General features: G+C 72.2%; 12 protein-coding genes. 6 read left to right on the top strand and 6 right to left on the bottom strand.

The features are described from left to right. The first annotated feature begins 301 nt into the window (after positions 1 to 301). Positions 302 to 1,237 (top strand): hydroxymethylbilane synthase, encoded by a 936-nt coding sequence (hemC, locus tag GV126_RS22635; protein ID WP_159669808.1) that lies wholly within the window; start codon positions 302 to 304, stop codon positions 1,235 to 1,237. A gap of 114 nt (positions 1,238 to 1,351) precedes the next feature. On the opposite strand, the gene GV126_RS22630 is transcribed toward hemC, so the two are convergent. From GV126_RS22630 to GV126_RS22615, 4 genes are all read right to left on the bottom strand, one after another. After that, on the bottom strand, positions 1,352 to 1,882 hold the full coding sequence (locus GV126_RS22630; RefSeq protein WP_159669805.1) for a hypothetical protein: 531 nt from the start codon (positions 1,880 to 1,882) through the stop codon (positions 1,352 to 1,354). A 214-nt stretch (positions 1,883 to 2,096) separates the two neighbouring features. After that, complete coding sequence (locus GV126_RS22625) at positions 2,097 to 2,957, bottom strand: ABC transporter permease (RefSeq protein WP_159669802.1); 861 nt, start codon at positions 2,955 to 2,957, stop codon at positions 2,097 to 2,099. Beyond that, positions 2,917 to 3,810, bottom strand: coding sequence for an ABC transporter ATP-binding protein (locus GV126_RS22620; RefSeq protein ID WP_159669799.1), 894 nt, complete (start codon positions 3,808 to 3,810; stop codon positions 2,917 to 2,919). The genes GV126_RS22625 and GV126_RS22620 overlap by 41 nt, the downstream gene beginning before the upstream one ends. Further along, complete coding sequence (locus tag GV126_RS22615) at positions 3,807 to 4,262, bottom strand: MarR family winged helix-turn-helix transcriptional regulator (protein ID WP_159669796.1); 456 nt, start codon at positions 4,260 to 4,262, stop codon at positions 3,807 to 3,809. The genes GV126_RS22620 and GV126_RS22615 overlap by 4 nt, the downstream gene beginning before the upstream one ends. Positions 4,263 to 4,718: 456 nt before the next feature. On the opposite strand from GV126_RS22615, the gene GV126_RS22610 reads away from it, so the two are divergent. Further along, positions 4,719 to 5,510 (top strand): SigB/SigF/SigG family RNA polymerase sigma factor, encoded by a 792-nt coding sequence (locus GV126_RS22610; protein ID WP_159669794.1) that lies wholly within the window; start codon positions 4,719 to 4,721, stop codon positions 5,508 to 5,510. A gap of 212 nt (positions 5,511 to 5,722) precedes the next feature. Then, positions 5,723 to 6,526, top strand: coding sequence for a VOC family protein (locus GV126_RS22605; protein WP_159669792.1), 804 nt, complete (start codon positions 5,723 to 5,725; stop codon positions 6,524 to 6,526). A gap of 115 nt (positions 6,527 to 6,641) precedes the next feature. On the opposite strand, the gene glgX is transcribed toward GV126_RS22605, so the two are convergent. Next, complete coding sequence (glgX, locus tag GV126_RS22600) at positions 6,642 to 8,789, bottom strand: glycogen debranching protein GlgX (RefSeq protein ID WP_159669790.1); 2,148 nt, start codon at positions 8,787 to 8,789, stop codon at positions 6,642 to 6,644. Then, positions 8,786 to 9,304: a pep a2 gene (locus tag GV126_RS22595; RefSeq protein WP_159669789.1), complete on the bottom strand. Its 519-nt coding sequence runs from the start codon at positions 9,302 to 9,304 to the stop codon at positions 8,786 to 8,788. The genes glgX and GV126_RS22595 overlap by 4 nt, the downstream gene beginning before the upstream one ends. A 331-nt stretch (positions 9,305 to 9,635) precedes the next feature. Here GV126_RS22595 and GV126_RS22590 point away from each other — a divergent pair, with 331 nt between their 5' ends. The 3 genes from GV126_RS22590 to GV126_RS22580 form a co-directional block, all read left to right on the top strand. Further along, positions 9,636 to 9,941 carry a DUF5133 domain-containing protein gene (locus GV126_RS22590; RefSeq protein WP_159669787.1) on the top strand — a complete coding sequence of 102 codons (306 nt, stop codon included), beginning with the start codon at positions 9,636 to 9,638 and terminating at the stop codon, positions 9,939 to 9,941. A 214-nt stretch (positions 9,942 to 10,155) separates the two neighbouring features. Further along, positions 10,156 to 12,162, top strand: a complete 2,007-nt coding sequence (locus GV126_RS22585) for an alpha-1,4-glucan--maltose-1-phosphate maltosyltransferase (RefSeq protein WP_159669785.1) — start codon at positions 10,156 to 10,158, stop codon at positions 12,160 to 12,162. Then, positions 12,159 to 13,050, top strand: an 892-nt coding sequence (locus GV126_RS22580; RefSeq protein ID WP_268977411.1) for an alpha-amylase family glycosyl hydrolase, incomplete at its 3' end; no start/stop codon positions are given. The genes GV126_RS22585 and GV126_RS22580, both read left to right, overlap by 4 nt.

Raw genomic sequence — 13,050 nt, 5'->3', positions numbered from 1 at the left:
CGCCCGGCCCGGTACGCGGCCTCCGCGCCCCGCCGACCCGCCGGCCGCCCACGGGGGCCGGCGGGTCGGCGGGGCGCGGAGGCCGCGTACCGGGCCGGGCGAGGACACGCGAGGACGCCAAGGCCGTCGGGGGACGCGCAAGGGTGCGACGAGTGCGACGAGGCTGCCGTGGACGCGGAAGGTCGCCTAACGCGACCGTCGTGCTCCGGGCCCGTGCCCGCGGGCCGGGTCGCGCGGGCACGTCGGCGGCGCGCGAGGCGTCCTGCGCGCGGGTCTCCCCGGAAGGTCTATCGTGTCCCGCATGTCCGTCCCCGAACTGATCCGCATCGTCTCCCGCGACTCGCCGATGGCGCTGGCTCAGGTGGAGCGTGTCCGGGCCGAGTTGGCCGCCCTGCATCCCGGTGTGCGCACCGAGGTGGTCCCGGTGAAGACCACCGGCGACAAGTGGCTCGGCGAGCTGTCGAAGGTGGAGGGCAAGGGCGCCTTCACCAAGGAGGTCGACGCCGCGCTGCTGGCCGGCGAGGCCGACCTCGCGGTGCACTGCCTGAAGGACGTGCCGGCCGACCGGCCGCTGCCGGCGGGGACGACGTTCGCCGCGTTCCTGAAGCGGGACGACATCCGGGACGCCCTGGTGCACCCGGGCGGGCTCGGCCTCGACGAGCTGCCGCCCGGGACGAGGATCGGCACCTCCGCGGTGCGCCGGATCGCCCAGCTGGCGGCCACCCATCCGCACCTGACGTGCGTGCCGTTCCGGGGCAACGCCAACCGGCGGCTGGACAAGCTCGCCGCCGGGGAGGCGGACGCGCTGCTGCTGGCCGCCTCCGGTCTGGAGCGCATCGGGCGGACGGACGTGATCAGCGAGGTGCTCTCCCCGGAGACGATGATGCCGCCGATCGGCGCGGGCATCCTGGCCCTGCAGTGCCGCGAGGACGACACGGACCTGATCGAGGCCGTCGCCGGGCTCGGCGACCCGGACACCCATCGCGCGGCCACGGCCGAGCGTATGTTCCTGCACGTGCTGCAGGGGCACTGCAACAGCCCGATCGCCGGATACGCGCAGGTGGACCGCAGCGGAGAACTGTCCCTGCGGGCGTGTGTGTTCACCCCGGACGGCAAGACGCGGCTCAACGCCCACGAGTGGGCGGGCCGGCTGGACGCCGCCACGCTCGGCACGTCGGTGGCCGTGGCGCTGCTGCGGCAGGGCGCCCGGGAGATCATCGACGGCATCGCCCACTGAGGCGCGCCCCGTCCGGGCTCGGCCCACGCGTCGCCACGGACGGGTTCGGCCCACGCGTCGCCACGGGCGGGCTCCTGTCCACGAGCGCACGGGCCGGGCGAAGTCGGCCGGCGGTCAGTCGGTGGTGCCCGGTCCGGCCTGGTCGCGCAGGAAGTTGCTGACCTGGTGCGCCAGCTCGCCCTGGCCGCCGCCGCAGGCGGTGCTCGCGCCGACGGACTCCTCCTGCGCGCCGATGCCGCCGGTCCACAGCCGGCGGTCGGTCCACTCGTCGTCGACGCGCAGCTGGACCTGGACGTCGACCGGGGCGAGGGAGGCCTCGGGGGCCGCCGCGTAGAGCACCGCGGTCGCGCGGCGCAGCGGGTAGACGTCGTAGCCCTCGATGAACTGCGAGTTGCGCCAGTCCACGAACGCGGCCTCGCCGTCCGGGCCGGTGCGCACGTCGACCTGGCCGTCCTCCAGGTGGATGCCGTAGCGCCGGGAGCCGCGGTTCTCGACGGTGATCCGGACGCGGAAGTACGTCAGTCCCTCGGCGGCGTCGTCGCGCCCGCGCGGCGGCTCGGCCTGCTCCAGGCGGTGGACGCGGACCCGCAGACCGGCATGCTCGTCGTACTCGTGCCAGTCCCCGACCACGTTCGGCTCGTACACAGTCCACCTCTCGACTTCCAGGAGCTGCTTCCTATCCGGGCGCCGAGTGCACTGTCAAATGAATCGAATGCGGCGTGTTCCCGGGAATTCCGCGGCATTTGATCAGTGATCAAGCCGTGCGCTGGAGGAATCCCCGTCGCGGGCCGTTCCCCGGCCGGGGCGGCCCGGGCCGCCGAGGTGCCGCACATCACTCCGTTCGGCGCACTCAGCGCACTCAGCGGGCGAGTCGGCCCAGCAGCGAGGAGGCCGCGGTGATGCCCAGCGCGGCGGCCAGCAGTAGGACGCCGAAGTCGAGGGCCAGGTGGGTGGAGGTGCCCAGCAGCAGGCCGCGCAGCGCGTCGACCTGGTAGCTGAGCGGGTTGGCCTTGCTGACGGCCTGCAGCCAGCCGGGCATGACGGCCACCGGGTACAGGGCGTTGGAGCCGAAGAACAGCGGCATGGTGATCGCCTGGCCGATGCCCATGAGGCGGTCGCGGCTGAGCACGATCCCGGCGATGGTCATCGACAGGCAGGAGAAGAACGCCGAGCCGAGGACCACGGCCGCGGCCACGCCGAGCAGCCGGAGCGGGTTCCAGGTCAGCGCCACGCCGAGCAGGGCGGCGATGACGACGACCACGAGCGCCTGGATCAGCGACTTGACCCCGGCCGCGAACGCCTTGCCGGTGACCAGGGCCGAGCGCGGGGTCGGGGTCACCAGGAGCTTGTTGAGCACGCCCGCGTCGCGCTCCCAGATGATCTGGATGCCGTAGAAGATGGCGATGAACATGGCGGACTGGGCGATGATGCCGGGCGCCATGAAGTCCAGGTACGGGGTGCCTCCGGTGGGGATCGCCCGGATGCGGGTGAAGGTCTGACCGAAGATCAGCAGCCACAGGGCGGGCTGGACGGCGCGGGTGTACAGCTCGGTGCGGTCGTGGCGCAGTTTCTGCAGCTCCACCGCGCACAGGGCGGCGATGCGGGCGGGCAGCAGCCGCCAGCCCGCGCGGGGCTCGGGCGCCCGCACGAGCAAGGCGATGCCGTCCGCGGCGGCGGGGTCAGCCGACACGGTGGGCGGTGCGGCGGGTGCTTCGGACATCGCGGAAATCTCCTGAGGTGTCGTCGAGGCCGCTGCCGGCCACGTCGCGGAAGACGTCCTCCAGCGTGGGCGGCGTCCCCTCGGCCGTCCGGCCCTGGGCGCGGCGCCGTTCGGCCAGGCCCTGGCGCAGCTCGGCGGGGGTGCCCAGGGCGCGGGTGCGGCCGCGGTGCATCAGGCCGACGCGGTCGCAGTACTGGTCGGCCTCGTCCATGTAGTGGGTGGTGACCAGGACGGTCATGCCGGTGGCGGCGCGTACGGCGTTGATGTGCTCCCACACGCCGGTGCGGGCGATGGGGTCCAGGCCGATCGTGGGTTCGTCGAGGATCAGCAGGCGGGGCGCGCTGACGAGGGCCTGGGCCAGTTCCAGGCGGCGCACCATGCCGCCGGAGTAGGTCTTGGCCGGCCGGTCGGCGGCGTCGGTGAGGTCGACGGCGGCCGGCGCCTGGGCGACGCGGGCGGCACGCTCCCGGCGCGGCACGTCGAAGACGCGGGCGAACAGGGTGACGTTCTCCCGGCCGGTCAGGGCGGCGTCGGCGGACAGCTGCTGGGGGACGTAGCCGAGCAGGCGGCGTACGGCCATGCGGTCGGCGGCGGGGTCGTGGCCGAAGACGCGGACCATGCCGGCGGGGACGGGCAGAAGTGTGGTGATGCAGCGGATCGCGGTGGTCTTGCCGGCGCCGTTCGGGCCGAGCAGCCCGAACACCTCCCCCTGCCGCACGGACAGGTCCAGGCCGTCGACGGCGCGAGTGCCGCCGAAGGCGTGGACGAGCCCGGTGCAGGTGACGGCGTCGGGTCCGGCCGGCCGGTCCGTGGGGTCGTGGGCCACGGGCCGGCCCGTGGGGTCGTCGGTCATGGGCGGTCGGCCTCCTCGCGCAGGTTCTCGGCCAGCCTGCGCAGGGCGGGGATCGCCGCGCGCAGCGCGTCCTGGTCCGCGGGCTGGAGCCGGTCGAATTGGCGGCGCACCAGGGCGGCCCGGCGCTGCCGCCAGTCCTTCAGCCGCGCCCCGGCCGCCTCGGTCAGCCGCAGCCGTGCGGCCCGCCGGTCGGCGGGGTCCGTCTCCCGGATCAGCTGCCCGTCCCGGACCAGCTGGTTGACGAGCGTGGACACGGAGTTGCCGGCCAGGTGCAGCTCCTTGGCGGCCTCCGAGACACCGAGGCCGGGGCGGGACTCGACCAGGCGCAGCAGCTCGATCTCGGCGCCGCGCGGCCGGGTGCCGGTCGTCCCGGCCCGCAGCCGGCGGCGGATGGACCGCTGCAGGGCGCCCAGCGCGTCGGCCAGCTCCTCGGCGGACCAGAGGGGTTCCATACGCGGCAGATTACCTCTGTAGCAGAGGTAACGAACCGGGCGGCGGTCAAAGAGACGGTCAAGCCGGAGAGCCGGGGGCGCGCCCCACCGCACGGCGGCCACTGCACACCCGGCGGTCACCGGCCCGGCAGCCGTCCGACCCGGCGGTCACCCGGCCCGCAGTCAGCGACCCGGCGCATTTTTCTCACCGTTCGAAGTGATTGAAATGCACAGCATTTCCCGCGCGGCAATTCAACACACCGGTCGACCATTCATATTCGCTCGGTCGCACACCGTCACCGATTTACGGAATTGTTTTGGAATCGCCGGGTTCGGGAATTCCCTTTTCAGTGCTTCGGACAGGAGGCACGTCCGTGGGAGCCGGCGCGCCCGGCCCCGATGCCTCTTGGCCGAGGCCCGCGCGCGCGACTCCCGTGGTGTCCGTCCATCCAGCACCTGCTGAGGGAGGCGCAGCGTATGCGTACCACCGGCAGAACAAGGCCCCACCCGCACGACGACGCCCCGGACACCGCGGCGGCGTTCCAGCGGCTGTCCCGCCTGCCCGACGGGCCCGAGCGCAAGGCGCTGCGGGACGAGCTGGTCCAGGTGTGGCTGCCGATGGCCGAGCGGATCGCCGTCCGCTTCCGGGGCCGCGGCGAGGCCCTGGAGGATCTGTACCAGGTGGCGGCGCTCGGCCTGGTCAAGGCCGTCGACCACTACGACCCACGGCGCGGTTACGCGTTCGAGGCGTATGCGGTACCCACCGTCACCGGTGAGATCAAGCGGCACTTCCGCGACCACATGTGGACCCTGCACGTCCCGCGCCGGGTGCAGGACCTGCGCAACCGGGTACGGCGGGCGGCGAAGGAGCTGGCGCAGACGACGCCGGGCCGGGTGCCGACGGTCGCCGAGATCGCCGAGCACACCCACCTGAGCGAGAGCGACGTGCGCACCGGCATGGAGGCCCTGGACTGCTTCGCCGCGCTGTCGCTGGAGGCGGAGGTGCCGGGCACCGACGGCTACGCGCTCGGCGACGGCCTGGGCGAGGCCGACCCGCGCTACGACCTGGTGGTGGACCGGGTGGCCGTACGGCCCTGTCTGGAGGCACTGCCCGAACGCGAGCGCACGATCCTGTACCTGCGCTTCTTCCGGGGCATGACGCAGAGCCGGATCGCCCAGCAGCTCGGCATCTCGCAGATGCACGTCTCGCGCCTGCTCAGCGGCTGCTTCGCCCAGCTGCGCGAGGAACTGCTCGCCGAGACGAGCTGAGCGCGAGGGCGCCGTTCGGGCAGACGGGCCGGAGTACGGCCGTGCCGCTCCGGCGCACGCGCTGGAGCGCGGCCGGGCGTTTCGGCGGACCGATGAGTGCGGCCGTGCCGTTTCGGCGGCATCCGGAGGGTACTCGGCAGGCGGCCGCGGGGGTTCCGGTCGGACACTGGTGTGTGACCGGTGGCCACCGGTGGACGAGACCAGGACGTGCGATGAACCACGACACGAAACCCTCCAGCCACACCACCGGCGTGGTCTCCACGCACGCCGTGTGCGGCGCCCCCTGCTGGGTCAGCCTGACCAGTCGCGACCTGCAGGCCACACAGGACTTCTACCGGGCCGTGCTGGGCTGGGAATGGCGTACGGCCAGACTCGGCGACCGCTTCCGGATCGCTCTGGCGGACGGGGCCCCCATCGCGGGCATCGCGGCGGTGGCCTCGATGTGGCAGATGGCCGTCGCCTGGACGCCGTACTTCGCCGTGCACAGCGCGGACGACGCCGTCGCCCGGGTGCAGGAACGCGGCGGCACGGCCGCGGTCGGCCCGATCTCGCTCCCGCCCGGGCGGGCCGCGCTGCTGGCCGACCGGGACGGCGCCACCTTCGGCATCTGGGAGGGGGAGCTGTTCACCGACTGGGAGACCTGGCGCAAGGCCGCGCCGGCCTTCATCCGGCTGCACACCCGCGACGCCTTCGACGCCGCGATCTTCTACGGCGAGGTGCTGGACTGGGCCTCGGAGCGGCCGGGCTGCGTCGAGGTCCGCTACGAGGGCGACGAGGTGGTGCTGCGCAGCCACGGGGAGGTGGTCGCGCGCATCGAGTCCGGGGCGCTGGAGGCGGCGCCCGACCCGACGATCCGGCCGCACTGGCAGATCCACTTCCGGGTCGCCGACGTGGCCGCCTGCGCCCGCGCCGCGGAGTGCCACGGCGGCAGCGTCCTGCGTGAGGACGCCGACGAGGCCGTGCTCCGCGACGCCGACGGCGCCCAGTTCACGGTGACCTCCCGCCGCGGCGCCTGAGCCCGAGGAGGGCGGCGCGGCGCGAAGCTCGCCACCACAGCGCCCGCCCCCGGGACCGCGTGCCGCGGTGCCGGGGGCGGGCGCTGTGGGTGACCGTGCCGGCGGGCCTGTGCCGTCAGCGGTCGGTGCGGGGCGGGCGGGAGAGGAGGACCAGGCTGCGGGACTCCACGCGCAGGACGCCGGAGTGCTTGTGCTCGGCCTCGTCCGGGGGCCCCTGGGCCTCGGCGGTGTCGATGAGGGTGGTCCAGCGGTCGCCGTATGCCGCGCCGGGCAGGCGGAAGTCGACCGGTTCCCAGTAGCCGTTGAGCAGCAGCAGGAACGAGTCGTCCACCACGCGCCGGCCCTCCCGGTCGGGCTCGGCGATCGCGTCGCCGTTGAGGAAGACCGTCACGGAGTGCGCGTCGGAGCGCTGCCAGTCCTCCTCGGTCATCTCCACGCCGTCCGGCCGCAGCCACACCAGGTCCGGCAGCGGCTGGTCGTCGCGGGTGGCCGTCTCGCCCTGGAAGAAGCGGCGGCGCCGCAGGACGGGGTGGGCTGCGCGCAGGCCGATGACGTACCGGGTGAAGTCCGCCAGGTCCCGCTGCTCCTCGCTCAGGTGCCAGTCCACCCAGGAGATCTCGTTGTCCTGGCAGTAGGCGTTGTTGTTGCCGCGCTGGGTGCGGCCCAGCTCGTCGCCGTGGCACAGCATCGGGATGCCCTGGGACAGCAGCAGGGTGGCGAGGAAGTTGCGCTGCTGGCGGGCGCGCAGTTCGAGGACGGCCGCGTCGTCGGTGTCGCCCTCCGCGCCGCAGTTCCAGGACCGGTTGACGCTCTCGCCGTCCCGGTTGCCCTCGCCGTTGGCCTCGTTGTGCTTGTCGTTGTACGACACCAGGTCGCGCAGGGTGAAACCGTCGTGCGCGGTGACGAAGTTGACGCTGGCGCGCGGCCGGCGCCGGTTGTGCGCGTACAGGTCGGCGGAGCCGGTCAGCCGGGAGGCGAACTCGCCGAGCGTGTGCTTCTCGCCGCGCCAGAAGTCCCGTACGGCGTCCCGGTACTTGCCGTTCCACTCCGACCACAGCGGCGGGAAGTTGCCCACCTGGTAGCCGCCCTCGCCGACGTCCCAGGGTTCGGCGATGAGCTTGACGCGGCTGATCACCGGGTCCTGCTGGATCAGGTCGAAGAACGCCGAAAGCCGGTCCACCTCGTGGAACTGCCGGGCCAGCGTGGCGGCCAGGTCGAAGCGGAAGCCGTCGACGTGCATCTCGGTGACCCAGTACCGCAGCGAGTCCATGATCAGCTGCAGCACGTAGGGGTGACGCATCAGCAGGCTGTTGCCGGTGCCGGTGGTGTCGTAGTAGTGCGCCCAGTCGCCGTCCACGAGCCGGTAGTACGAGGCGTTGTCGATGCCCCGGAAGGACAGGGTGGGGCCCTTCTCGTTGCCCTCGGCGGTGTGGTTGTAGACCACGTCGAGGATCACCTCGAGCCCGGCCGCGTGCAGCGCCTTGACCATCGACTTGAACTCGGCGACCTGCTGGCCGCGGGTGCCGTGGGCGGCGTAGCCGTTGTGCGGGGCGAAGAAGCCGATGGTGTTGTAGCCCCAGTAGTTGGACAGGCCCCGGCCCTGCAGCACGCCGTCGTGCACGAACTGGTGGACCGGCATCAGCTCCACGGCGGTCACGCCCAGCGAGGTCAGGTGTTCGATCACCGCCGGGTGCGCGAGTCCCGCGTAGGTGCCGCGCAGCTCGGGCGGCACCTCGGGGTGGGTGCGGGTCAGGCCGCGTACGTGCGCCTCGTAGATCACGGTGTCGGAGTAGGCGCGGCACGGCGGCCTGTCGCCGCCCCAGTCGAAGGACGGGTCGGTGACCACGCCGAGCATGGTGTGCCCGGCGCTGTCGGCCGGGTCCGGACCGCCCGGGTCGCGCTCGTACAGCGAGCGGTGGTTGTCGACCTGCCCGTCCACCGCCCGGGCGTAGGGGTCCAGGAGCAGCTTCTTGGGGTTGCAGCGGTGGCCGGCGGCCGGGTGCCAGGGGCCGTGCACCCGGTAGCCGTAGCGCTGGCCGGGGCCGATCCCGGGCAGATAGCCGTGCCAGACGAAGCCGTCGGCCTCGGCCAGCGGGACGGTGCGGTGGGCGCCCGAGTCGTCGACGAGGACCAGTTCGACGTGCTCGGCGACCTCGCTGAACAGGGCGAAGTTGGTGCCGTTGCCGTCGTAGGCCGCGCCCAGCGGGTAGGGGTACCCGCTCCAGACGGCGGGTACCCCTGTGCGGCGCGAGCGCCCCGTCACCGGGCCTCCTCCAGCAGCCGGCCCGGTTGCGGATCGGCGGCGGGTGCGGCCAACGCGACCACCGGCAGCTCGCGGGGCGTCTGCAGGCCCTCGCTGAGGGTCGGCTCCGGGGCCTTCGGGACCAGCGGGACGCGGACACCGGCGCGGGCCCGCTGCGAGAACCAGATGACCTTGCTGCCGGTCTCGGAGGCGCAGCACCCCCAGCCGTCGCTCGTCGCCGCGATGCGGGCCAGGCAGCTGCGCAGGTCCTGGTCGGGACGCAGGTCCTGGTTGTTCTCCGCGACGGCGGTGATGAGGTGCTGGCCGGTCCACCACATCTCGATGGACGTGTGCTTGTCCCGGGCGTGCTCGTCGATGGCCTTCAGCAGCATCTCGGCGCCGCCGCACACGGGTTCGACGAGGTCCTCCAGATCCCAGAACCTCAGGTGAGCGGCCAGGATGCGCCTGACCTGTCCGACCCGTTCCGGGCTGACTTCCACGTCGAGGTGGTAGTAGCAGGGCACTGCGGTCTTCATCGTCGTTGGCTCCTCACCGGCGGGACTCGCGCTCCTGGAGGCCCTTGCTGGCCCCCGCCCCCGAGTGCGGAGCGTGAGCACGTGTTGCCTCTGAGTCAGATCCACAGTGAGTGCGCTACGCCATTCGTGCAACCCGAGCGGCGACGACCGTGGTGCGCGCAGTCGGGTGACGTCATGGAAGATCCAACAGGACGCTGGGTCCTCGACCAGGCACCATGAGTGAAAGTCTCGAGCGCCGTGAACGGCGACCGCGCTGCGTCATGCGCGCGAGCGCCGCCCCGACCGTCGGGGAAACGTGCCCATCGAGCGCTCCCGAAAGGTGATCGGCGCCATGCTGCTACCCGCCAAAGCCGAAGTCGCACGGCATCTGCGGCGCTACCGGTCGTGGGAACGCGCCATGCTCGCGCATCCCGACGACCGCAGGGTGCGGGCCACCTTCGAGGACGCGGGCTACACCTTGTGCGTGCTGATGGGAAAGCGCTGCGCACGGGAGGCCGCGGACGCCGCCGAGCGGTATCTGCGCACCAGCCTCGTCACCTACCTGCGGGAACAGAGCGACCGGCCGCACGTCGGCGGCGTCGTGGGGCGGCGGGGCCGGCGCAAGGCCACGGAGCGGCGCTCCCCCGCCGGGACGTAGCACCCGCCCCGGGCGCGGCAGGGCCCGCGCCCGGGGCACCGAGCAGGACGAGCCGCGGCAGAGCGGGCCCCGGCACGGCAGGACCTACGGCAGGACGAGCAGGACACGACCGATTCCGATCAGGCCAGGCGGACCCCGACAGGCCCGGGGTTCCGGCAGGGCCACGGATCCCGGCCGGGCGCGCCCGGCCTCGGACACAGTGGAGGTGACACCCATGAGTTCGACCCCGAGTCCGGCCCCGGTCGTCGGCCGCATCCCGGTGCGGGACGTGCGCCCGGCCGTGGAGGGCGGCAGGCATCCGGCGAAGGCGGTGACCGGCGAGTCGTTCCAGGTCACCGCCACCGTGTTCCGGGAGGGCCACGACGCGGTCGCCGCGAACGTCGTGCTCACCGATCCGCAGGGCCGGCCCGGTCCGTGGACGCCGATGCGCGAGCTGGCGCCCGGCACCGACCGCTGGGGCGCCACCGTGACCCCCGGCGCGCCCGGCCGGTGGACGTACCACGTGGAGGCGTGGAGCGACCCGGTCGCCACCTGGCGGCATGCCGCCCACATCAAGATCCCGGCGGGGCAGGACGCGGGTCTGGTGCTGGAGGAGGGGGCCCGGCTGCACGAGCGGGCGGCGGCGGGCGTGCCGGAGGGGCCCGAGCGCGACACGCTGCTGGGCGCCGTGGCTCAGCTGCGCGATCAGGACCGGCCGGCCGCCTCCCGGCTGGCGGCGGCGTTGACGCCGGAGGTGGACGCGGTCCTGGCCCGGCATCCGCTGCGGGAGCTGGTCACCGCCTCGCAGCCGCTCGATCTGCTGGTGGAGCGCGAGCGGGCCCTGTACGGCGCCTGGTACGAGTTCTTCCCCCGCTCCGAGGGCACCCCCGACCAGCCCCACGGCACCTTCCGCACCGCCGCCCGCCGCCTGAAGCCGATCGCCGACATGGGCTTCGACGTCGTCTACCTCCCGCCCATCCATCCCATCGGCACCACCCACCGCAAGGGCAGGAACAACACCCTCACCGCCGGCCCCGACGACGTCGGCGTGCCCTGGGCCATCGGCTCCCCCGAAGGCGGCCACGACACCGTCCACCCCGCCCTGGGCACCCTCGAGGACTTCGACGCCTTCGTCGCCGAGGCCCGCGAGCTGGGCCTGGAGATCGCCCTGGACTTCGCCCTGCAGTGCTCCCCCGACCACCCCTGGGTCCACAAGCACCCCGAGTGGTTCCACCACCGGCCCGACGGCACCATCGCCTACGCCGAGAACCCGCCCAAGAAGTACCAGGACATCTTCCCCATCGCCTTCGACGCCGACATGGACGGCCTGATCGCCGAGACCGTCCGCATCCTGCGGCACTGGATGGACCACGGTGTGCGGATCTTCCGCGTCGACAACCCCCACACCAAACCGGTCGTGTTCTGGGAACGGGTCATCGGGGAGATCAACGCAACCGACCCGGACGTGATCTTCCTGGCGGAGGCGTTCACCCGGCCCGCGATGATGCACACCCTGGCCCAGATCGGCTTCCAGCAGTCCTACACCTACTTCACCTGGCGCAACACCAAGCAGGAGCTGACGGAGTACCTCACCGAGCTGTCCGGCGAGGCGGCCGCCTACATGCGGCCGAACTTCTTCGCCAACACCCCCGACATCCTGCACGCCTACCTCCAGCACGGCGGCCGGCCCGCCTTCGAGGTCCGCGCCGTCCTCGCCGCCACCCTCGCCCCCTCCTGGGGCATCTACAGCGGCTACGAACTGTGCGAGAACACCCCCCTCACAGAGGGCAGCGAGGAATACCTCGACTCCGAGAAGTACCAGCTCAAACCCCGCGACTGGGACGCGGCCGCCCGCGAGGGCCGCACCATCGCCCCCCTCATCACCAAACTCAACGACATCCGCCGCCGCAGCCCGGCCCTGCACCAGCTGCGCGATCTGCACTTCCACCACGCCGACAAGGACGCGGTGATCGCCTACTCGAAGAGGCGCGGATCGAACACGGTTCTGGTGGTCGCCAACCTCGACCCCCACCACACCCAGGAGGCCACGGTCTCGTTGGACATGCCGCAACTCGGCCTGGACTGGCACGAGTCGGTGCCGGTGCGGGACGAACTCACCGGCGAGACCTATCACTGGGGCAGGGCCAACTATGTGCGACTCGAACCGGGCCGGCGGCCCGCGCACGTCTTCACGGTTCTGCGACCGTCCACCCCGCAGATCGGAGGGTCACCCACAACATGATCGTCAATGAGCCCGTTCCGGACACCTTCGAGGACACACCCGCCAGGGACCGGGACCCGGAGTGGTTCAAGCGTGCCGTCTTCTACGAGGTGCTGGTCCGCTCCTTCCAGGACAGCAACGGCGACGGCATCGGCGACCTGAAGGGCCTGACCGCCAAACTCGACTATCTGCAATGGCTGGGCGTGGACTGCCTGTGGCTCCCGCCCTTCTTCAAGTCCCCCCTGCGCGACGGCGGTTACGACGTCTCCGACTACACCGCCGTCCTGCCCGAGTTCGGCGACCTCGCCGACTTCGTGGAGTTCGTCGACGCCGCCCACCAGCGCGGCATGCGCGTCATCATCGACTTCGTCATGAACCACACCAGCGACCAGCACCCGTGGTTCCAGGAGTCCCGCAAGGACCCCGACGGCCCCTACGGGGACTACTACGTGTGGGCCGACGACGACAAGCAGTACCAGGACGCCCGGATCATCTTCGTGGACACCGAGGTGTCGAACTGGACGTACGACCCGGTACGCAAGCAGTACTACTGGCACCGCTTCTTCTCGCACCAGCCGGACCTGAACTACGAGAACCCGGCCGTGCAGGAGGAGATGATCTCCGCGCTGAAGTTCTGGCTGGATCTCGGCATCGACGGCTTCCGTCTGGACGCGGTGCCCTACCTCTACCAGCAGGAGGGCACCAACTGCGAGAACCTGCCCGCCACGCACGCCTTCCTGAAGCGGGTCCGCAAGGAGATCGACGCCCAGTACCCCGACAAGGTGCTGCTGGCGGAGGCCAACCAGTGGCCGGAAGACGTCGTCGACTACTTCGGCGACTACACCTCCGGCGGCGACGAGTGCCACATGGCCTTCCACTTCCCGGTCATGCCCCGCATCTTCATGGCGG

The sequence above is a fragment of the Streptomyces mexicanus genome (genome assembly GCF_902506575.1).
Taxonomy (GTDB): domain Bacteria; phylum Actinomycetota; class Actinomycetes; order Streptomycetales; family Streptomycetaceae; genus Streptomyces; species Streptomyces mexicanus.
The sequence above is the reverse complement of the archived record's forward strand: the minus strand, read 5'-3'. Positions and strand labels throughout refer to the sequence as shown.

Bases quoted from the DNA above. Each gene is read 5' to 3' on its own strand.
- GV126_RS22625 (WP_159669802.1), bottom strand. From the start codon at position 2,957: ATGTCCGAAGCACCCGCCGCACCGCCCACCGTGTCGGCTGACCCCGCC.
- hemC (WP_159669808.1), top strand. From the start codon at position 302: ATGTCCGTCCCCGAACTGATCCGCATCGTCTCCCGCGACTCGCCGATG.
- GV126_RS22585 (WP_159669785.1), top strand. From the start codon at position 10,156: ATGAGTTCGACCCCGAGTCCGGCCCCGGTCGTCGGCCGCATCCCGGTG.
- GV126_RS22590 (WP_159669787.1), top strand. From the start codon at position 9,636: ATGCTGCTACCCGCCAAAGCCGAAGTCGCACGGCATCTGCGGCGCTAC.
- GV126_RS22610 (WP_159669794.1), top strand. From the start codon at position 4,719: ATGCGTACCACCGGCAGAACAAGGCCCCACCCGCACGACGACGCCCCG.
- GV126_RS22615 (WP_159669796.1), bottom strand. From the start codon at position 4,262: ATGGAACCCCTCTGGTCCGCCGAGGAGCTGGCCGACGCGCTGGGCGCC.
- GV126_RS22620 (WP_159669799.1), bottom strand. From the start codon at position 3,810: ATGACCGACGACCCCACGGGCCGGCCCGTGGCCCACGACCCCACGGAC.
- GV126_RS22605 (WP_159669792.1), top strand. From the start codon at position 5,723: ATGAACCACGACACGAAACCCTCCAGCCACACCACCGGCGTGGTCTCC.
- GV126_RS22595 (WP_159669789.1), bottom strand. From the start codon at position 9,304: ATGAAGACCGCAGTGCCCTGCTACTACCACCTCGACGTGGAAGTCAGC.